The organism is Kurthia sp. 11kri321 (assembly GCF_001534765.1).
In the GTDB taxonomy this organism is placed as follows: Bacteria; Bacillota; Bacilli; order Bacillales_A; family Planococcaceae; genus Kurthia; species Kurthia gibsonii.
Genome location: NZ_CP013217.1, coordinates 1,836,646 through 1,857,644, shown reverse-complemented (window position 1 = coordinate 1,857,644; position 20,999 = coordinate 1,836,646). Strand labels below are relative to the sequence as shown.

The window sequence follows — 20,999 nt, the reverse complement described above, 5'->3', positions numbered from 1 at the left end:
CAACTTCACATTGTCCAAAAAAAATAATGGACTTGTTTGGCTAGGCTATTTCGAAAAGTTTCTCACATGACAAAAGATGACGACAAAATAAATAAGTTATCTATATTTTGAGTTCCCTGTGAAATACATGCTATGTATGAGTTTGCTGTGCGTTTTCTGATGAAGAATCTTTGCCTATAAGTACATACTAGAAAAAAGCAATGCAATCAATAGAGAACTGCCATTATACAAATAACGTTAATATTTAGTGAATTATCTCTTTAAAATTTTACTAAAAAATTACCAAAAAATAGATATTATACCTATTTGAATTAGCATTTTTTGTCATAAAAACAGCGGAAATACAACAAATTCGCGCTTTTATATTCACTAAATCGTAACATAAGTCTAAAGGTAAATCATGAAAAAATCAAACTTATATTAGAATATCATTCGAACGAGCTAGAAAATTACCACAATTTATATCCCTTTGAACCAAGTGGTGCATTTGAAATAATATCGTAAATTGGGTATGAATAAGCAATTAATAATAGCGCAATTAAAATGATAATCCATAGTTTAAAGTTCTCTAAAATAGCCGGTGTTTTTTGTGCATGATCAGCAACTTCTGCTACTGGGAATGGCTCAAAACCTTTCGGTGTAAAGAAAAGCATTTGAACAAGTATATACATAAATAATAAAATAGCAATAAACAGAATAGTTCCACCAACAGCTTGTGCGATTTGGTAGCCAATCCATGTTTGTGCAATTTCAGCACCCCCATATTCTGAGAATGCAGAGCGTCTTGGTGCGCCAAGCAAACCAGCAATATGCATCGAACCTGACATAATCAACATACCAATTGCCCATAAAACCGTTTGGATTAGACCAAGTTGGTTTATTTTTTTTGTTAATTGTCGACCTGTTAAATGTGGAATTAAGAAATAAGAGGCACCAAAGAATGTCAGTGTGACCGTTGTAGCAATTGTTAAATGAAAATGCCCTGTCACCCAAATGGTATTATGAATTAATTGGTTCATTTGATAAGATGCATTAACAATTCCTCCAGCACCGCCCGGAATAAAGGCAAGCATACCGATAAAAGGTGCTAAGAAACGAGCATCCGACCAAGGTAACTTTTTTAACCATCCAAAGAGTCCTTTACTCCCTAACTCACGACCACGCAGTTCAAATGTAGCGAATAGTGAAAAAGCAGTAAGTAAAGAGGGAATGACAACCATCATCGTTAAAATAACTTGTAAAAACTTCCATGAACCACCGATACCAGGTTCAGTTAATTGATGGTGTAAGCCAACCGGTACAGAAAACAATACGAATAAGATGAACGAAAGTCTGGCAAGTGCATCCGAAAAAATCTTTCCACCGATGATTTTTGGCACGGCGATATACCAAACCATGTAGGCAGGTAAGAGCCAAAAATATACAAGTGCATGACCAAATGACCAGAAAAGTGTACGTGATAATAACACATCTACACGTTCCACCCAACCAAGTGACCATGGAAGTAATTGAACTAATAATTCAGTTGTGACACCAATTGTAGCAATAAACCACATTAAATTGTTACATACGACCATAAAGCTGAGTAGCGGTGTAATCTGTTTTGGATTTTCTTTTTTCCATTGTATGTAACGACGGGCTTGTGCAAATGCTGCAATCCAAGAGCCAATCATGACAAGTGAAAGTCCAGCATAAAAAATCCAATGTGCTTGTAGTGGCGCATAAAATGTATAAAGTACAGATGCCTCATTTAATAAAACCATTGTAGCAGCCATAACTGTCCCAGTAGACATTACCCCGAAACCAATCCAGCCTAAACATCTTTCTTTAAAAGAAAATGTTCCTGTTACACGACTCATAGCGGCTGTTTGAAAACCAAAAATGAAGAAGGTTGTAAAGACAAGTGCTAGAAGAACGCCATGTACAGTTAATACTTGATAATAGCCAATAGAGTAGGGAAGTTCGAGTGCGCCACTTCTCACGAATACTTGTATTAAACCGGCAATCCCACCAATTAATAAAGCAGTAAAAGCGAAAAGAAGGTAGGCGAGTGCTAGCTTACGATCGCGTAAATCGATTTGTAAAGATTTCATTTAGAATCCACCACCTTTAATGTTGCATGCATTTCAGCATGTCCCATTCCACAGTATTCATTACAAACAACTAAAAACTCGCCCTTTTTATTGACGGTAGTTGTATATTCAGAAATATGTCCGGGCTCTAACATCATATTAATATTTGTTTTAGCAATTTCAAATCCATGCACAACATCTTTAGAGGTCGCAATAAACTTCACTTTAGAATTCACAGGAATTTTGATTTCCGATGGTTCATATAAAAAGGCAGATGCTACCACCACTACTTCATAATCCCAATCCTTTCCTGCTACTTTATGGACACCTGGCTTATTAAATGGTGCGATTTCACTCACTTTTTCAGGATTAATTGTTTTTTGTGAATTAGGTGTTTCATGACTATTATTTAATGCCATTAGACCAGTAATTAATAGAAAAACAATTAATGAGCCAATACCAAACATGAGCCAATATTTTTCATACTTATGCAAATGCATGGGGGTAAACCTCCTCTAGTTAGAAACGATTCATAAAAATAGCGAAGCATACAAACCAAATGATGATTATGATGATACCGACTGTCATAGAGAGATAAAAAGTTCCTTTTAATTTTGAATCGGATGTGTTTTTTTCTTTATGCATAAAAATCTCCTTTCTATGTATGCTTATCCATAGTTTAGTCAAAACGACATAATATAGATGTGATTTTTATCACATCAAAATAAGAGAATGTGAAGTAAATGTGAAATTGTTTTGAAAAACGTAATAATTCAGTATGTAAAAAATAGAGATATTTATTATAATTAATATTAAAATGTTAATTCGTTTATCGAAATAAAAGAATAGACCTACAAAATAAGACAAAAGGACTTGTACAAAATATGTACAAGTCCTTTTAAGGAAATGAAATTTCATTGCTCTCATGTATGTAGACTTAAGAAGCTTCAATAGATAAAAGCATTGTTACATGACCAATCTCTTCCATTGAGATTGGCAAAGTGAATGTTTGTGTAGATATTGGTAAATGTGTCTCACTTACCATGACAGTTGGGGTAGTAATGTCTAACTGAATATTATGTTCAGCACTATAAATACATAATTTACCAGCAACCATATTTCCAAATTCTCCAACGAACGATTCTAAAAGTTCGCCATCAATCTGAAACCCATATAATGACTCACATAGTTTTTGAAATGAATTGTGATTGCTGTCAATAATCATACGTGCTTTTACATCACCAATTACATTGATCAAAACACTATATTCTAGATGCATATTAGGTGCAGTAAATGAAGAGGGAGACTGAATTGTAACTTGCTTTGGTGAAATTTCTTTGAAAGCGTGAATGATGCCGTTAAATAGTACTTGGTATTGAGCCGAAATACTCATACATACTCCCCTTTCTTCATGACTTTTAATCTATGATACACCGTTAGTTTAAAGAATACAATAAGAGAATTAATTGAGAAACTATTTCAATTAGATTGACAAAATAAAAAAAACTCGTTATGATAATGATAATCAATGACAATTAGAATTTAAAAATAAAAAATTATATTATCAAAAAGGGAGCGGTCATCATGCTTTTCGCACTTGTTGGAATGACAATCGTCGCTTGTGGTGTCACAGTTAAATACGTTTTATCAGAAACAACCGCACATTTGAAATAAATAAAATGATACTTTTGTTGCCGAATAGCTCGCTTAGAGTTATTCGGTTTTTATATTTTTAAATAAATTTAATTTTTTCACGTAAAAAAATAACATAGAAGAAACGTAAAAATAAATAACTAAAATCTTCTGATTTGGAGCAATTTTTGTTTTTCCTTTTACAGACACATGATAGAATGGGATGAGTAACTACATATAGAAAAAGGAGATCGAGCCTTTCATGACTGTTTTTGAAGAAAAAATCCAATTATTATTGAAGAAAACTGCGTTACAGTACATGGTCTATAAAAAAAACGAAGACCATGAACGACTAGCAAAAACACAGCTTTTTGCTGAGAAGTTAATTAAGAAAGAATATGCAATTGGTTTTGCAGGTCATTTTTCTGCTGGTAAGTCGAGTATGATTAATGCTCTTACAGGTGACCAACTACTACCATCTAGCCCAATTCCGACAAGTGCTAATGTAGTTAAAGTGCATAAGTCAGAAGAAGATTATGCAATTGCTTATTTAGTAGGAGAAGATCCTGTTCGCTTTAACTCAGATTATGATATTAAAACTGTAAAAGAATTTGCAAAGAATGGTGCGTTAGTATCACAAATCGAGATTGGACATAGCCAGTCTGTATTACCGATGGGTGTTACAGTGATGGATACACCTGGAGTCGATTCAACAGATGATGCACACCGTATGTCAACAGAATCAGCACTTCACTTAGCGGATATTGTTTTTTACGTGATGGATTATAATCATGTGCAATCAGAATTGAACTTCCAATTTACGAAAACATTAATGAAGCATAATCCGAATGTGTATTTAATCGTGAACCAAGTAGATAAACATAAAGAACAAGAATTATCATTTGAAGAATTCAAACAATCGGTTGCAGATTCATTTGCAAACTGGGGTGTTTATCCAAAAGGTATTTTCTTTACATCATTAAAAGCGAAAGATTTAGCTTATAACGATTTTGACCATATAAAAGAAATTGTTATGAACAGTATGGATGGTTGGCAAGAGCAATTAATAGAAAATGCTGAAAATACATTAGCACAAATGCATGATGAACATGGACAATTTTTAGAACAAAATAAACAAAGTATTATGGAAAGCAATGAAGATTTACTATCTCAAAATGATTGGGCACGTAAGTTAGATATTTTAGATGAGTACCAATCTGTAGAACGTCAACTTGAGTTATATTCAGTTGAGAAATGGGAAATGTCTTTCAATAATCAACGTGATGAATTACTTGAAAACGCTGTCTTAATGCCATTTGAATTACGTGATCGTTTAGCAAGCTATGCGGAATGTATGCAAAAAGACTTTAAAGTAGGTATGTTCTTTGCGGCGAAAAAGACGGAAGCAGAGCGCGCTCGTAGACGTGAAGACCTATATGATCGCTATAAATCAGTTGTTCAAAACCAAATTACAGGTCATATGTTGAACTTAATGAAGAGCTCTTTAAGAGAAGTTGGTGCTTTAACAGATGAATTATCACTTGAAATTGATGAATTCAAATTAGATATCCCATTCTCTGTTATTGAAGATGAGATGCGCATTGATGCAGTAGCAGGAGATGCCTTATTGAACTTTGCAAATCGTGTTGTTTCGGCTACACGTATGTGGTTCAAACGTGCAACAGATGACTGGAAGCGCGAGAAAATGGCGTATATTCAAGAATTATCTCTTGTAAAAGTAGAACCTCTGAAAAAGAAAAAAGCAGCGATGACTGAAAAAGTAGCAATCATCAATGATGTACTTCATATTGAAGAACAACAAAAATACTTTGAAGTTCAGAAAAATGTTGATGTGCGTACATTGAATAAAGAAGCAGATGGCTATATGGAGCGCTGGATTAAAGGGGAAAAAGAAGCGCGTGAACATATGCGTGTATTCGATCCATCTATGATTGCTGTGGAAGAAAAACAAGAAGAAGAACAAGTGGATGACGATACATCACAATCTACGTATAATGTCCAGCTAGACCAAGCAATTCAAAAAGCATTAAAAACAGCACATGCAGTAGAACCGATTGCTGGTTTCCAAGAAGTATCAAACTACTTGAAAAATAAAGTCGCGCGTTTAGAAGAAAAAGACTTTACGATTGCTTTATTTGGTGCATTTAGTGCAGGGAAATCTTCTTTCTCAAATGCTTTAATGGGTCAAAAAGTGTTACCTGTATCACCGAACCCAACAACAGCAGCGATTAATAAGATTCGTCCAGTATCACCAGACCACCCACATGAAACAGCAGATGTAAAATTAAAAACAGTCGAACAAATGACTGAAGATATTGTCGCTTCTTACGGTGCAATTGGTGTTCATGTTACATCTTTAGATGATGCCTATGCAAAAGCACAAAAAGCGCTTGATGTGGAATTAACAGATGAGCGTTTGCATGTTCATAAATCATTTGTACGTGCATTTGCACAAAGTTATGAAGAATTTAAAGATGTATTAGGCACAACGATTCGTACAGAGCGTGAAGAATTTGAACGCTTCGTTGCACAAGAAAACCGTAGTTGTTTCGTAGATTCAATTGATTTCTACTTCGACTGTGAATTAACACGTCTAGGCGTTACATTAGTTGATACACCAGGAGCAGACTCAATTAACGCGCGTCATACAGGTGTTGCATTTGAATACATTCGTAATGCAGATGCGATTCTATTCATTACGTACTATAACCATGCTTTTGCAAAAGCAGACCGTGAATTCTTAATTCAATTAGGTCGTGTAAAAGATGCCTTCGAACTAGATAAGATGTTCTTCGTCGTAAATGCGATTGATTTAGCAGCAGATGAAGAAGAAGCAGAAGATGTAAAAGCGTATGTACGCAACGAATTATTACGTTTTGGTATCCGTAAACCACGTCTATTTGGTGTGAGTAGTCTACTTGCTTTACAAGAAAAAGTGGAACAGACAGAACTTGCTTCTGGTATGCCTGCTTTTGAGGAAAGTTTCCATCACTTCTTATCAGAAGAATTAATGGCTCTTGCAGTTCAAGCTTTAGTAGAGGAAACAGATAAGACGACAGAGCGTTTATCATCACTGATTCGTCAAACAGAGGAAAACTTATCACGTAAAGATGAGCGTCTAAAAGAATTAGACCAAATTGAACAATTTGTTCGCTCGTCTATGGAAAAAACGGCAGCTGCTGTAATTGAACGTGATGTGGCACAAGAGCAAAAAGAGTTACTGTACTATGTATTACAACGTGTATATTTCCGTTATACAGATTTCTTTAAAGAATCGTATAACCCAACGGTATTTAATACAAAATCAACATCAGATGCACTTGAGTTTGCACTCACTGAATTAATGCAAAGCCTAGGATTCGACTTTGAACAAGAGATGCGTGTAACAAACTTCCGAATTTCAAAAATGATTGTGACAAAAATTTCAGAACGTTATACAGCAGATGTTCGTCGTTTACGTGATGTCAACGAAAGCTTCAGCTTTACACCATTCGAAGTGGAAGATCCTGCAATTTTAGATTATACAGGTCCATTTAAAGACCCATTCAAATATAAAGCGGTCAATAAATATTATAAAAATCAAAAAGCCTTCTTTGAGAATAATGATCGTATTTTATTACGTGATGCACTTGAAGAAATCTCAAAACCAGATGCACAAGCTTATTTAGATGAGCAGTCTGCACGTATGACTACTTGGGCAGAAGAACAAATTCAAGCAATTGCGGAGCAATTGAAACAACATATTGAAAATCAAGCACTTGAACAGCTTGATACAGAACGTTCGCTGCTTCAAGAAGATAGTAAACTAGCGGAATGGAAATCAATCTTTGAAGAGCTTGTAGAAGCAACAGTATAAATAAAAGAAGAACGCATGCGACTATAAAGCATCCATTGATTCCACAATTTCGTCTAATGATAATAGATTGAGGTGATCAAATGAGAAAATTATTCGCATGGGTTCTCTTTTTTGTCTTAATTTTAGGTTCCTATCAAGCCATTCAATATGCGCTTGATCGACCTGAATTGTCGAGAATGTTTTCAGAAGTAAAAGAAACAGTAGATCAATCTATTGATACTTTCTCAGATAAAAAAGAGGAAAAAGCGAAAGATATTGTGTTGAAGGATACAACAGGTAAACAAAAAGGAACATTTACCAATGAATACGGTGAACAATGGCAAATGACGCATAATGGCTATGAGCAATTCACACTTGAATCGTCGAATGGAAAGGGTGGTTATATTGCAGGGAAAGGGCGTAACTTGTTTAAAACAACGATTGGCGAGACGACATATGGAGAAGTGCAAAAACAGTACGGTGCACCTTTAGAAGAAATTCGTAAAGGTAATAAGATCTTTAAAATGAATGATGATAATAAAAAAGAGATGTTATTGTATGAAATAGATGGATACTATGTGACGTTTTTCTTTGATGTTCATAACGCAAATCGCTTACGCGCCATTCAATATATTCCATATAATGTGGAACAGAAAAAAGAAGGATTCTATGGTCCTTCATCGAATGCTTTACGTACGGGGTTTGAACAGTTGATGATTGAACTGATGAACCAAGCACGTGTAGAACATGGATTAAAGCCACTTATTTATGACAAGGGATTAACAGCTCAAGCACGCGCACATAGTCAAGATATGATTGACCAAAACTATTTTTCACACACAGGAAGTAATGGAAGCACACCTGAATCACGTATGAAAAATGCGGGTTATTTGAACGAGCATTTCTATGCAGAGAATTTAGCTTATGGGCAGTACAGTAGTATTTTTGCTCATGAAGGTTTGATGAATAGTTTAGGGCATCGTAAAAATATCTTAAACAAAGATTTGACACATGCAGGTGTGGGTGTTGCATTTGATGCTGAAAATGTTCCGTACTACACGATTAATTTTTATACACCATTTTAAGGGGGACTCTGTATGGGACACGTATTTATTCAAGCAAAGGATATACCAACAAATGAACAAGCTGTATGGATTGACGCACGCTATGACTTAGCAGATAGCGCATATGGTCGCGTACAATATGATATAGCGCACATTGTTGGTGCAATACACTGGGATTTAACGAAAGATTTATCCGACATGACAAAAGAAAAAAGCGGACGTCATCCGATGCCAACTAAAGAACAATTACACGACCTATTTGAACGAACTGGTATCACATATGAAACACCTGTCTACATCTATGATGGTGGCGGTGAACCGTTTGCTACGAGAGCTTATTGGTTATTACAATATGGTGGTTTTACAAATGCGCGCGTCATTGCAGATGGTCTAGAAGGCTTAAAGCAAGTAGGTTTTGAGACAACAACCGTTGAACCGAATCCAGTGCGTTCTAATTTGAATATTGATTGGCAAGATCAAATTTATGTAGATCGTGCCTATGTTAAAGAAGTAACAGAAGGTAAGCACGATAAAGTATTAATTGATGCACGTGCTCATCGTCGCTATATTGGTGAAATCGAACCACTTGACCCTATTGCAGGACACATTCCAACTGCACGAAATTTTGATTGGGAACAGCTAAAAAAGGGGAATACGTTATTTATAAATGACGAAATAAAAAAAGTTGCTTCCAAAGATGAAAACATTATTGTGTATTGTGGTAGTGGTGTATCTGCGTCGCCACTTTACGCGGTATTAAAAGAATTAGGATACGAACATGTTCAACTTTATACAGGAAGTTATAGTGATTGGGTGATGCATTATCCAATTGCGACAGGAGAAGAATAGTCGATTTTTTCCTTTTTAAAACGCTAAAATAGGCGTACAATAAAGGAAGTAACTGTAGAAAGAAGGAACAACATGGATATCGAATTTCTATCCAAAATTTTATCCATCATCTTACTTGATTTAGTATTAAGTGGGGATAATGCGGTTGTTATTGCGCTCGCAACACGAAAGTTGAAGCCTGAACAACGGAAAAAAGCAATATTGATTGGTACAGGTGGAGCAATTGCTTTACGTGTTATTTTAACAGTCATTGCTGTTCAATTATTAGCGATTTCATTTGTTAAAGTAGTTGGTGGTTTATTACTATTCTATATTGCATGGGATTTACTGAAGTCAAACGGAGAAGATGCAGATGTAGAAAGCGGAAGTACGTTATTCGCAGCTGTACGCACAATTATCGTAGCTGACTTCGTTATGAGTTTAGATAATGTTCTTGCGATTGCAGGTGTAGCAGATGGGCATGTTGGTTTAGCAGCACTTGGACTATTAATTAGTATTCCGATTATCATTTTTGGTAGCCAATTAATCATTAAACTGATGAATAAATTCCCGCTACTTATTTGGCTAGGGGCGCTCTTAATTGCCTATACAGCAGGCAGTATGGTAGTTAGCGATCGTTATGGTAAGTATCTAGTTGACTGGACATTCCCAGCGATGGCACAATTAATCCCGATTATTTTCTGTATTTTATTAGTATTCATTGGTGTTTGGACAAAACGTGTACAAACAAGAAAATACCGTTCATAAAAAAACTTGAGTCACTTATACGTGGCTCAAGTTTTTTTGTGTAATTACTTATAAATGGTGATTTATCAACGAACGAATTCCGCGCATAGTTAATCATTCAACTGCAATTGATAAATTTTACGTGGTCGTCCTGTTTGACGTGGACTTTCTTCTGCAACTACTTTAGCAAGCCCCGTCATTTCGAGTTCATTTAATATACGACGTGCACTACGCGGTGTCATTTGTAAGTATTGAGCAAGTTCATTAGCAGAAAATTGTTCTGTACCACGCTTATGAATAATCGATGATAATTTTTGCAAAGTAACGGCACTCAATGAAGTTTTTTGACGGATTGCTTCAATTTGTTGTGATGAATAAGAATAGGTGAGTTGCTGAGCTTCTCCGAGAGGTCCTGTCATACTTCGATCATCAAAGCACACCATCCAAGAACCTTTTCCATTCGTTCGACTTTGCATGAGTGCATGCCACGCATTCACTTCTGCCTCCTGTGCAGAACGCCCGATACCAATACCGCATGTTAAATCTTCTAATTGTTGTACAGGTAGTGAGGACACTTCAGCTTTTTGTGAAAAGTTTTCTGTAGCATCTTGTAAAAAGCCACGTGTAGAAAAAATAGCATAACGTCCGAAACCAATCGTCAAAATCGACCCTTGTACTTGTTTGACGTAGGGCATTAATTGTTGCATAAATTGACGTTCAACATCATGTAAATGCTGTGTTGTAAGAGCGGTTGTATCTTGTTCGTGCATCACAACATCGTACTCGATAATTTGTACCGCAATTTGTGATTTTTTAAATTGTAATGTTTCATATACACGACGCATTTCAGAAACAGCTGATTCCATCGAGATTTCTGTAGGGAAAATACGATAAGCCGGAATGCCTTCTTCACGCAAAATTGCATCGATTGGATGACCTGTAATGGCTACTTTTGATAATCCTTGTTCAAAACAAGTACGATGGAATTGGATTAATGGTTCAAAATCGAATGTATCAGATTTTACACGTGGCGCATGTTCGGTCATACCTACTTGTTGAAGAGCGATGAGTACATCTTCCTTTGTAATCGCATCAAAACTAATTTGGTCAGCTGTAACACCATGGGTATACGCAATTTTTAAAAGTAAGCTGTAGAGCGCTGTTCCATGAATTTGAATATGTAAAATGGGTGCTTCCAGTTTGCCCCATTCTTGAACGATTTTATATGTAATGGGTCCCGTACAAAGCCAAAGATCCATCTGTGATTTTTGTGGTAAGACGTATTTTTCTAAATCTTGTTCGTCAATACATGTGAATGTGGAACAGGTGAAGTCATTTATTTTGTGTAAATATTCACGAACAATTTGTAATGAATCGTGTGGACCGATTAATCCTACTTTTATAGACAAAATCGACACATCCTTTCTTTCTATTAGTATAACAAGTAAATGAATGGATATACAAAAAATAATTTATGATAGAATATTTATACACTTTTATGTACTTTTATGATATATTATGGACTAGACCTAAATAAGACCGTTTTAACTAAAAATTAAAAATGCTATGAAAACAGAAAAATAAGATTTAACAGAATATTTATACACATACGAGAAGTTTTATGCTATATTATGGACAAGTCCTAAAGTTATCCGAAACTGATGGACAATTATTTGGGGAGAGAAATGCAACAAGAACAACATTGGGGGCTAGAGTATGAGCAACAGCAAAAGACATTTTATTTTTTCACTTTTATTTTTAGGATGGATTATTGACTCCTTAACACTGTTTGGAATGAACATTGCCATCATTCCAATTAGTAAAGAACTCGGTCTAACCGAAACACAGAGCGGTATGATCATTAGTAGTTTTTGGTTAAGTAGTGCCTGTATGACTTTAATTGCAGGTTGGGTATCTGACAAATTCGGCTCAAGAAAAGTCATTGTGATAGCATTAACGATTATTTCATTATTTTCACTATTAACAGGTATGGTTGGTTCATTCGCAAGTATTTTAATCATTCGTCTTGTACTTGGTTTAGGTGATGGTGGTTTACCAACAGGTAGTGGTGTAGCCATTACAGAAATTTATAAAAAAGGTGTACGTGCGCGTGCAAAGTCATTTTTACTTGCAGCACAATTAGGTGGAAGTGTATTAGCACTTTACTTAACAGCACTCATCTCAGATGTGTATGGTTGGCGTGTGATGTTCTATATCATTGGTGGTGGAGGATTACTCGTTACGATTCTATTAGCGATTTTCTATCATCCGCCACAAATTCAAAGAGAATTAGCTCAAAAAGCAGCGACACCTAAATTGCCACTTCGTGAATTGTATAAACAAAAGATGCTATGGATTATTGTCGTGATGTATTTTGGTTCAAGTATCGCACAGTGGGGCTTTTCTTCTTGGATGCCATCTTATTTAGAAAGTGCACGTCATCTGAATTTACAAGAAGTAGGTTCGATCTCAATGATTCCACAAGCTTTTGGTTTAGCTTCAGCGATGATTACAGGTTATTTAATTGATAAACAGTTAGCAGGAAAAGAGAAGTTTATTATTTTATTCGGTGCGATTATGGCAAGTGCTTGCTTAATTTTCATGTATAACGCACAAAGTATTCAAGCAGCTGTCGCATTCCAATGTTTATATTCATTAGGCGGTTCAGCAATCAGTATGACCGTTTTATCGATTCCACTAAAATACGTATCGGAACGAATTGTTGGTTCGTTCATGGGGACGATGTATTTTGTAGGGGGATTAGCAGGTTTTATCGCACCAACAGTAATGGGCGCTTTAGTGGATGCTTTCCATACATTTGAGTATGCATTCTTCTTCTTAATTGGTGCATTACTTGTCACTGCATGTTGCTCATTATTCTTTACACTTCGTTCAAGTAATGAAGTATTTGAAGTTCAATCGAAAACAACAGTTCAACAATCATAGAAAGAAGGTTTTTTCATGGGAATTCATGAATTTGTATCCGAAATTATCGAACAAAATAAAGATACACTTGTAGATGTCAGTAACCAAGTATGGCGTTTTGCTGAAACAGGCTTTCAAGAGAAAAAATCAGCACAACTACTTGTTCAAACATTAAAGAATGAAGGTTTTACAGTAGAAGAAGGCGTAGCAGAAATTGATACAGCTTTCATCGGAAGTTACGGTAGCGGTAAGCCAGTCATTGCATTTTTAGGAGAGTTTGATGCATTATCAGGGCTTAGTCAAGAAGGTGGTCAAGTGAATTATGCGCCTGTTGAAAAGAACGGGAATGGACATGGTTGTGGACATAACCTTCTTGGAACAGGTTCACTTGCAGCAGCTCTTGCAGTTCGTGATTATTTAAAAGAAAATAAGTTGTCAGGCACAGTACGTTACTATGGTTGCCCAGGTGAAGAAATTGGTGGCGGTAAGACATTTATGGTACGTGAGGGATTGTTTGATGATGTTGATTTTGCCCTAACATGGCATCCAGGATCACGTAACGAAATTATGTCGATGGCTTCGCTTGCTTGTTATGAAGTGTACTTCAAATTTAAAGGTGCGAGTGCTCACGCAGCAGGAAGTCCACATTTAGGACGTAGTGCGCTTGATGCAGTGGAACTGATGAATGTCGGCGTCAACTATTTACGTGAACATATTATTCCTGAAGCACGTGTTCATTATGCGATTACAAACACAGGTGGCTTTGCACCGAATGTTGTGCAATCGGAAGCAGAGGTATTATATTTTGTACGTGCACCGCGTGTATCTCAAACAGAGTCCATTTACCAACGTGTCTGTGATGTGGCGAGAGGTGCTGCATTAATGACAGGTACGGAAGTGGAGATTGATTTAGCTTCAGCATTATCAAATGTCATTCCGAATACGGTTTTAGAAGAAACGATGTATGCGCAGTTCGAACAACTAGGCGTGCCAACACATACAGAAGAAGAACAACAATTCGCACAGGCGATTCGTCAAACTTTAGCAGAAGCAGATAAAAAGGTAGAAGAAGAAGTAGACCGTCGTTTAGCAGGTAAAGATTTAGCAGATGTTATTAGTCCATACACACCAGCGAGTAATGTATTCCCAGGTTCAACAGATGTCGGTGATGTGAGCTGGATTGTTCCAACAGCGCAGTGTATGACAGCATGTGAAGTGCTAGGTACAACACTTCATACATGGCAAATTGTTGCGACAGGTACAACATCGATTGCACATAAAGGAATGATGCATGCAGGTAAAGTGATGGCAGCAACAGCACTCCAATTACTGCATAATCCAGAACTTGTGGAGCAAGCAAAAGCTGAGTTAGTGGAACGTAAAAATGGTGAGGAATATATGTGTCCACTACCAAAAGATGTGAAGCAGTATCAAGTAAGAGATTATATGTAAATTGAGAGAAGGGGATTGCCTTTATGCAGTCCTCTTTATTTTGATATAAAATGAGACATTTTTGATCGTGTGTCTCACTACGCGACATTAGAGAAAAATTACTTCTTTTCGCATGATTTGATTGTTGTTATAGTTTTTTCTTGCAACAAGTTCAGAAGAGAAGGAGTATACATATGAAAGGGATACAACACTTTGTTTTTAGTAAAATAGGTATTTCAATTATCCTCGTCGCATTTGTTTATCAACTAATTATGATGGGGATTTTATTACCAGGATATGCAGCGGTTCCAAATAATTTAGATCAGCTCCAGGTCACTGTTTTAAATGAAGATCCAAAACAAGGAAAAGAGATTGCACAGCAATTGAAAAAAGCATTACCGTATGAACAAATGTCATTTTCAAATATAAAACAAGCGAAGAAGGCATTGAAAGAGAGAGAAATTCAATTAATTATTGAAATTCCAAAGAACTTTACAACGCAATTGCAAGATTCTAAAAAACGAGCGAATATACAGTTTTATACGAATGAAGCAAATGCCCCACTTGTAAAAGAAGCGATGCAGCAAACGACACATCAAGTGGAAAATACATTGAAACAACAAGTGAGAAGTAAACAACTTCAAGCAATGAAACAATCAAAAGAAGAAATCACACAATTTGAAAATAAATTAGCTGTAAAAGTTACACCGATTTATACAATGCGTGAAGGCATGCAAAATCAGCTTGGACCATTATTTTTAGTGTTAGCAAATATCGTTAGTTCGATGGTAGTTTCCATGCTTTTAGCAAAAGGTTTTAAAGCGCTGCAGTTCAAAATTGGGCGTTTACAAAGTTTTATGGGCATGCAAATTGTTATCGTGTTAGCTGCGATTATTGCACCTCTTGCGGGCATGTTCATATTTACGATTTTAGAGCAATATAATATTACGACATTATTCGAAGTCTGGTTCACACATATACTTGTATTTACAGCTTCTCTAGAAATTTTCACGATTTCTTCATTTGTCATTGGGCGCTTTGCGTTATTTGCAAATCTTGCTTTCATGTTTACGCAAATTATTGCAGGCGGTGGTATTATTCCAAGAGAAGCGATGTATGGCTATTATCGCTTAATGAGTAATATTTCACCTATGTATTATGGAATTCAAGCGGACTATACATTGTTAGTAGGGGGAACAGAACTCGCATCGTATTGGTATGGATTACTCGCAATAATTATCGTAGTAGGCATTATATCAACATTTATCTTCTGTACACCACGTTCTAAAAAAACACAGGAGGCAAAGTAGGTGAAGAAGTGAATTATACAAAAGAACGAACAAGACAGTTAATTATGCAAGCAACGAAACAACTGCTAGAGAAACAATATTTTGAGTCGATTACGGTTCGGGATATTTGTGCATGTACGAAAATACACCGTAGTACATTTTATCGTCATTACGAAGATAAATATCAATTATTAGTAGATTTACTAAATTATTATGCAATCGAAATTAATGAATATACAGAGAAATGCGCAACACAAGAAGAAATTTACCGTGCAGCACTGGATTTTGTAGATGAACGTAGAAAAGTTTTTAGGCATATGTTAAGGAATCGTAATGAAGCATTAAAAACTTTTACAGAATCATATAGTAAAGCGATGTTAGCTGCTGCATATAAAGGTGATACACCACGCGCAAAACATATACGTACAACAACCTATCCACAAATCATTTGTGATTTCTATAGTAATGGACTAATTACGGTTATAATGAAATGGCTGAATGACGATTATCCATTATCTAAAGAGGGTTTTATTGAAGCGTTAATTGAGACAATTTAATAATCTAAAGAAAAAATCGTGCAGATGAGGGCACGATTTTTTTCTTTTTATTAATCACCAATTTGTTCAGTTAGTTCTTCTAATTGTGTAATTAAGTCACCAATAAAGGCGATTGTATCTTGTAGTGGTTGGTCTGTTGTTAAGTCAATACCAGCCATTTTTGCTAAATCAACAGGTGATTTTGTACCGCCTGCTTCTAATGTGCGAATCCAATCTTGTACCGCAGTGTCACCTTCTTTTAGAATACGTTGTGATACTTGTGTTGAGATTGTTAAGCCAGCGCTATATGTGTAAGGGTATAAGCCCATGTAATAGTGTGGTTGGCGCATCCATGTAAGTTCGGCACCGTCATTAATATCAACCGCATCACCCCAGAATTCTTCTAAAACCGAGCGTTTTAAGTCATTTAAAATCGAAGCAGATAGCGATTGACCTGCATCAATTTTTTCATATACTTTACGCTGGAATGCAGCTTCTAGTAAATGCGTTACAAAATTATGATAGTATGTGCGTGCAACAATTGTTGAGATTACCCAGCGTTTGAAACGTGGATCTTCTGAGTTTTGTAGCAGGTGATTCGCCATTAACATTTCGTTCATAGTTGATGGTGCTTCGACAAAGTAAGTCGATGATTCACTATTTAATAGTGATTGTTCACGCTGTGCATATCGGAAGTGTCCAGCATGACCTAATTCATGTGCTAGAACGAATACTTCATTCATACGACTTGTCCAAGAGATTAAAATGTATGAATGTGAACTATATGGACTTGCACAGAATGCACCTGTTGATTTTCCTTCATTTTGCGCAAAGTCAATCCAGCGCTGCTCGAAAGAATCGTCAATCATTTGAAGATAATCTTCACCCATTACACCAAGTGCCTTCTTCAAGTATTCTTTTGATTCTGGAATCGTAATACTTGGTTCATAAGATGGATCTAATGAAATTTTCAGGTCAGCGAAAGTCATATTTTCTAAGCCATGTACTTTTTGAAGTAATTTTGCATAACGACGCATATGCGGTGCAAGTTCTTTCATCGTTACATCAATTTGACGGTTATAAAGCGTGCGGTCAACTTCCTGCTCATCAAGTAAATAATCAATAACTGAATCATAGCCACGTAATTCAGCCATTGTCTTTTCAGTTTGTACATGTGTTTGATATGTCTTGGCAGTTGTGTGTAAGTAGTGACGCAGTTGTTTTGAAAAAGCGTCAAATGCTGCGCGACGAACAGCCGTATTACTTTCTAACTCCCAATCACCTTCAAATAAATTATAATTTAGCGGATAATTTTCACCCTCTACTGTGAAGTCAGGGAATTTTAAATCGACTAATTTCGTTGTGTTGTATAGACCATAAGCTGCTTGAAATGTACCTGACAGAGAAGCTAGAACACGTTCTGTTTCAGGGCTTAGTTGATGTGCTTTTTGGTCGATTAAACGTTTAATATAATGCGCATAGTCAGGCGCAAGTTGTTTTGCTTCTTCTAAAACTTCATTTGATAAAGCAAGTAAATCACTCATCACAAATGATAATTTTGCATCGATTTTTGCCGCAATTGTTGAAAAGTCACTTGCACGAATTGCAGCTGCTTCATTTGTTTGATCTGTTTCAACATCTAGCTCGGCATAAGAGCCGATAATGAATAAGTCAGCTAAAACTTTTTCATAATCAACAAATAATGTCGATAAATCTTCTGCTTTTTGAATATGATCTGTCCATTTTGCTACAAAAGCATCAACATCTTGTTGGATTTTTGTAATGGCAGCATCGTATGCAGCGTCATCTTGGATTAAATAACGTAAGTCCCATTTTTCTTGTTCTGGAACATCTTGACGAAGTGGAAAACTTTCGTACATAAAAAAACCCCCTTGATTCTTCGGTATTCGAAGTAATGACTTTAGTATATAATACTTCGAATAATTCGACAATTATTGTTCGAAAAAAAGACCCTATCTCTGAGTTGAGACAGGGCAATACGTATTATTCAGGAGCTAACATAATCTTTTCAAGTTCAAGAGGCTCGATATATTCAGTTCCACGGAACGCACGCATGTTACCACCTGAAATTTCATCAATTAATAAAATTTCATTTGTTTTCGCATCGCGACCAAATTCAAGTTTAATATCATATAACTCAAGATCTTTTTTAGCTAGTTCGTCTTTAACGAAAGAAGCAATTTTTTGTGTTGCTTCTTTTAGCGTCGCATACTCATCATTTGTTAAGATACCAAGTTGTGCAAGTGCATCTTCTGAAATGGGTGGATCTAAACGGTCATCATCTTTAATCGTTACTTCTACGAAAGCATCAAGAGGTTGCCCTTCTTCCACATATGCACCGTAACGCTTTAAGAAACTACCAACTGAGCGGAAACGACAGATAACTTCAAGACCTTTTCCAAAAACAGTTGCAGGTTTTACCGTCATTGTTGCCTCATCCATATTTGAAGAAACGAAGTGTGTTGGTACACCCATCTCATTTAATTTTTCATAGAAAAATGTTGTTAAACGTAACCCAGCAAGACCTGCACCATCAATTGTTAAACCAACTGTGTTAGCACCTGGATCGAATACACCGTTTTCACCTGTAACATCATCTTTGAATTTTAATAAAAAGTGACCATCTTCTAATTCGAAAACATTCTTTGTTTTACCTTCGTACTTCAAAATCATGATAAATCCTCCTAATGTTCGTTTATTATCTCTAAAAATCTTTTTAAAACGTATTATGTTCGTTTTTAACGCTTTTAAAACGATTATTTATAGTTATATTATAATTTATAATTCGTATTTTGTGAAGGGTGCATACCCATTTATTTCCGAATGTCCCGATTGGATGAGCGAGTGACCCAAATAGATGGGTGAATGACCCGATTGGTAGAGCGAATGCCCCAATCACTTCGACGAGTGACCCGTTTCGCCACCCGAATGTTCGATTTCACCCAATCATAGTGAAATGAAGTCCTCTTGAATTACTCAAAAGCCTTGAAGAAAGTGCAGAAAGTGAGTAATTAAGATTTTTTAGGCGAGTGCCCCAATTTTGCCTCGAATGTCCTGTTTGAACGGGTGAATGTCCCGAACTGAGGAGTGAGTGACCCATTTCGCCGCTCGAATGTTCGAATTCGTCCTAGACAAGATAACTTAAGACACCCAAAATCATAAAAAAAACAGAAATCGGCATGAACGATTTCTGTTTTTTTCTTTATAATTAGATAACACCTTGTGCGATCATCGCGTCAGCTACTTTTAAGAAACCAGCGATATTTGCGCCGATTAAAAGGTTGTTTTCGTGACCGAATTCTTTTGCAGCTTCACGACTATTTTTATAAATGTTACGCATAATTTCATGTAATTTTGCATCAACTTCTTCAAATGTCCAGAACATGCGCATGCTGTTTTGGGCCATTTCAAGAGCAGATACCGCTACACCACCAGCATTTGCAGCTTTTGCAGGAGCAAATAATACATTGTTTTCAAAATATAAATCAATTGCTTCCAATGTTGAAGGCATATTGGCACCTTCGCCGACAGCTTTAACACCGTTTGCGATTAATGTTTTCGCAGCATCTGCATCAATTTCATTTTGTGTTGCGCATGGAAGAGCGATATCACAAGGAATTGACCAAATGTTTTCGCATCCTTCTACATAAGTTGCTTCTGGATGTGCGTCGATATATTCTTTAATACGACCACCGCGAACTTCTTTAATATCTTTCACTGTATCTAACTTGATGCCAGAAGGGTCATGAATATAACCATCTGAATCTGAGCAGGCTACCACAAGTGCGCCGAGTTGTTGTGCTTTTTCAATTGCGTATGTTGATACATTACCTGAACCAGATACGACAACTGTTTGGTTTTCAAATGTTGCATTGATTTCTTTTAACATTTCTTGTACAAAGTAAACTGTACCATAACCTGTTGCTTCTTTGCGTGCAAGAGAACCGCCAAAACGAGGTAATTTGCCTGTAATTACGCCTGGTAGATAAGAAGCTTTAATACGATTGTATTGTCCGAATAAGAAACCAATTTCGCGTGCGCCAACACCAATATCGCCTGCAGGAACATCTTCGTGTGGTCCAATATATTTGTGTAATTCTGTCATAAACGCTTGGCAGAAGCGCATGATTTCTGAATCAGATTTTCCTTTTGGATCGAAGTCCGATCCACCTTTAGCACCGCCAATCGGTTGGCCTGTTAAAGAGTTTTTGAAAATTTGTTCGAAACCTAGGAATTTAATGATGCTTTCGTTTACAGAAGGATGGAAACGTAATCCACCTTTGTAAGGTCCAATCGCTGAACTGTATTGTACACGGAAACCACGATTTACTTGTACTTTACCATTATCATCTTCCCAAGCAACGCGGAATTTTACAACACGTTCTGGCTCGATAATACGCTCAAGTAAACTTGCTTCCATATATTCTGGACGTTTTGCAAAAACAGGTGCTAAAGAATAGATGATTTCTTTCACTGCTTGTAAAAATTCTGGTTCATGTGCATGTGTTGCTTCTAAGTTTTTATAAACTTCATCGATATAATGCATTGCTACTTGTTCTGGATTCATTGTTACCATAAATTTAAAACCCCCATGTGTT

15 protein-coding genes are annotated in these 20,999 nt (G+C 36.2%); 8 read left to right on the top strand and 7 right to left on the bottom strand.

Going from position 1 to position 20,999, the window contains the following annotated elements:
- Positions 1-449: 449 nt before the first annotated feature.
- From ASO14_RS09475 to ASO14_RS09465, 3 genes are all read right to left on the bottom strand, one after another.
- Positions 450-2,093 (bottom strand): b(o/a)3-type cytochrome-c oxidase subunit 1, encoded by a 1,644-nt coding sequence (locus ASO14_RS09475; RefSeq protein ID WP_068454268.1) that lies wholly within the window; start codon positions 2,091-2,093, stop codon positions 450-452.
- Positions 2,090-2,572 (bottom strand): cytochrome c oxidase subunit II, encoded by a 483-nt coding sequence (locus ASO14_RS09470; protein ID WP_068454265.1) that lies wholly within the window; start codon positions 2,570-2,572, stop codon positions 2,090-2,092. Before ASO14_RS09470 ends, ASO14_RS09475 begins: the two co-directional genes overlap by 4 nt.
- A 437-nt stretch (positions 2,573-3,009) precedes the next feature.
- Positions 3,010-3,465 carry a chemotaxis protein CheX gene (locus tag ASO14_RS09465; protein ID WP_068454262.1) on the bottom strand — a complete coding sequence of 152 codons (456 nt, stop codon included), beginning with the start codon at positions 3,463-3,465 and terminating at the stop codon, positions 3,010-3,012.
- A gap of 501 nt (positions 3,466-3,966) precedes the next feature.
- Here ASO14_RS09465 and ASO14_RS09460 point away from each other — a divergent pair.
- From ASO14_RS09460 to ASO14_RS09445, 4 genes are all read left to right on the top strand, one after another.
- Positions 3,967-7,581, top strand: a complete 3,615-nt coding sequence (locus ASO14_RS09460) for a dynamin family protein (protein WP_068454259.1) — start codon at positions 3,967-3,969, stop codon at positions 7,579-7,581.
- Positions 7,582-7,661: 80 nt separating this feature from the next.
- A complete protein-coding gene (locus ASO14_RS09455; protein WP_068454257.1) occupies positions 7,662-8,645 on the top strand; it encodes a CAP domain-containing protein in 984 nt (327 codons plus the stop codon).
- 12 nt (positions 8,646-8,657) lie between these two features.
- Positions 8,658-9,473, top strand: coding sequence for a sulfurtransferase (locus ASO14_RS09450; RefSeq protein WP_068454254.1), 816 nt, complete (start codon positions 8,658-8,660; stop codon positions 9,471-9,473).
- A gap of 72 nt (positions 9,474-9,545) precedes the next feature.
- A complete protein-coding gene (locus ASO14_RS09445) occupies positions 9,546-10,220 on the top strand; it encodes a TerC family protein (protein WP_068454251.1) in 675 nt (224 codons plus the stop codon).
- Between the two features lie 89 nt (positions 10,221-10,309).
- Here the strand turns inward: ASO14_RS09445 and ASO14_RS09440 are convergent, their stop codons facing one another.
- Positions 10,310-11,608, bottom strand: coding sequence for a helix-turn-helix domain-containing protein (locus ASO14_RS09440; protein WP_068454248.1), 1,299 nt, complete (start codon positions 11,606-11,608; stop codon positions 10,310-10,312).
- Between the two features lie 307 nt (positions 11,609-11,915).
- Here ASO14_RS09440 and ASO14_RS09435 point away from each other — a divergent pair, with 307 nt between their 5' ends.
- The 4 genes from ASO14_RS09435 to ASO14_RS09420 all read left to right on the top strand — a co-directional run bounded on the left by ASO14_RS09435 (position 11,916) and on the right by ASO14_RS09420 (position 16,401).
- Positions 11,916-13,145, top strand: a complete 1,230-nt coding sequence (locus tag ASO14_RS09435) for an MFS transporter (protein WP_068454245.1) — start codon at positions 11,916-11,918, stop codon at positions 13,143-13,145.
- A gap of 15 nt (positions 13,146-13,160) precedes the next feature.
- Positions 13,161-14,576 carry a M20 family metallopeptidase gene (locus tag ASO14_RS09430; protein ID WP_197409918.1) on the top strand — a complete coding sequence of 472 codons (1,416 nt, stop codon included), beginning with the start codon at positions 13,161-13,163 and terminating at the stop codon, positions 14,574-14,576.
- 173 nt (positions 14,577-14,749) lie between these two features.
- Positions 14,750-15,865, top strand: coding sequence for a YhgE/Pip domain-containing protein (locus ASO14_RS09425; protein ID WP_068454242.1), 1,116 nt, complete (start codon positions 14,750-14,752; stop codon positions 15,863-15,865).
- Between the two features lie 8 nt (positions 15,866-15,873).
- Entirely contained in the window at positions 15,874-16,401 is a 528-nt protein-coding gene (locus tag ASO14_RS09420) for a TetR/AcrR family transcriptional regulator (RefSeq protein ID WP_068454239.1), read from the top strand.
- A 50-nt stretch (positions 16,402-16,451) separates the two neighbouring features.
- Here ASO14_RS09420 and pepF read toward each other — a convergent pair whose 3' ends face one another.
- The 3 genes from pepF to gdhA all read right to left on the bottom strand — a co-directional run bounded on the left by pepF (position 16,452) and on the right by gdhA (position 20,977).
- Positions 16,452-18,260 carry an oligoendopeptidase F gene (gene pepF, locus ASO14_RS09415; RefSeq protein WP_068454236.1) on the bottom strand — a complete coding sequence of 603 codons (1,809 nt, stop codon included), beginning with the start codon at positions 18,258-18,260 and terminating at the stop codon, positions 16,452-16,454.
- Between the two features lie 124 nt (positions 18,261-18,384).
- Positions 18,385-19,074 carry a phosphoribosylaminoimidazolesuccinocarboxamide synthase gene (locus tag ASO14_RS09410; protein ID WP_068454233.1) on the bottom strand — a complete coding sequence of 230 codons (690 nt, stop codon included), beginning with the start codon at positions 19,072-19,074 and terminating at the stop codon, positions 18,385-18,387.
- Between the two features lie 535 nt (positions 19,075-19,609).
- A complete protein-coding gene (gene gdhA / locus ASO14_RS09405; RefSeq protein WP_068454229.1) occupies positions 19,610-20,977 on the bottom strand; it encodes an NADP-specific glutamate dehydrogenase in 1,368 nt (455 codons plus the stop codon).
- Positions 20,978-20,999 lie beyond the last annotated feature (22 nt).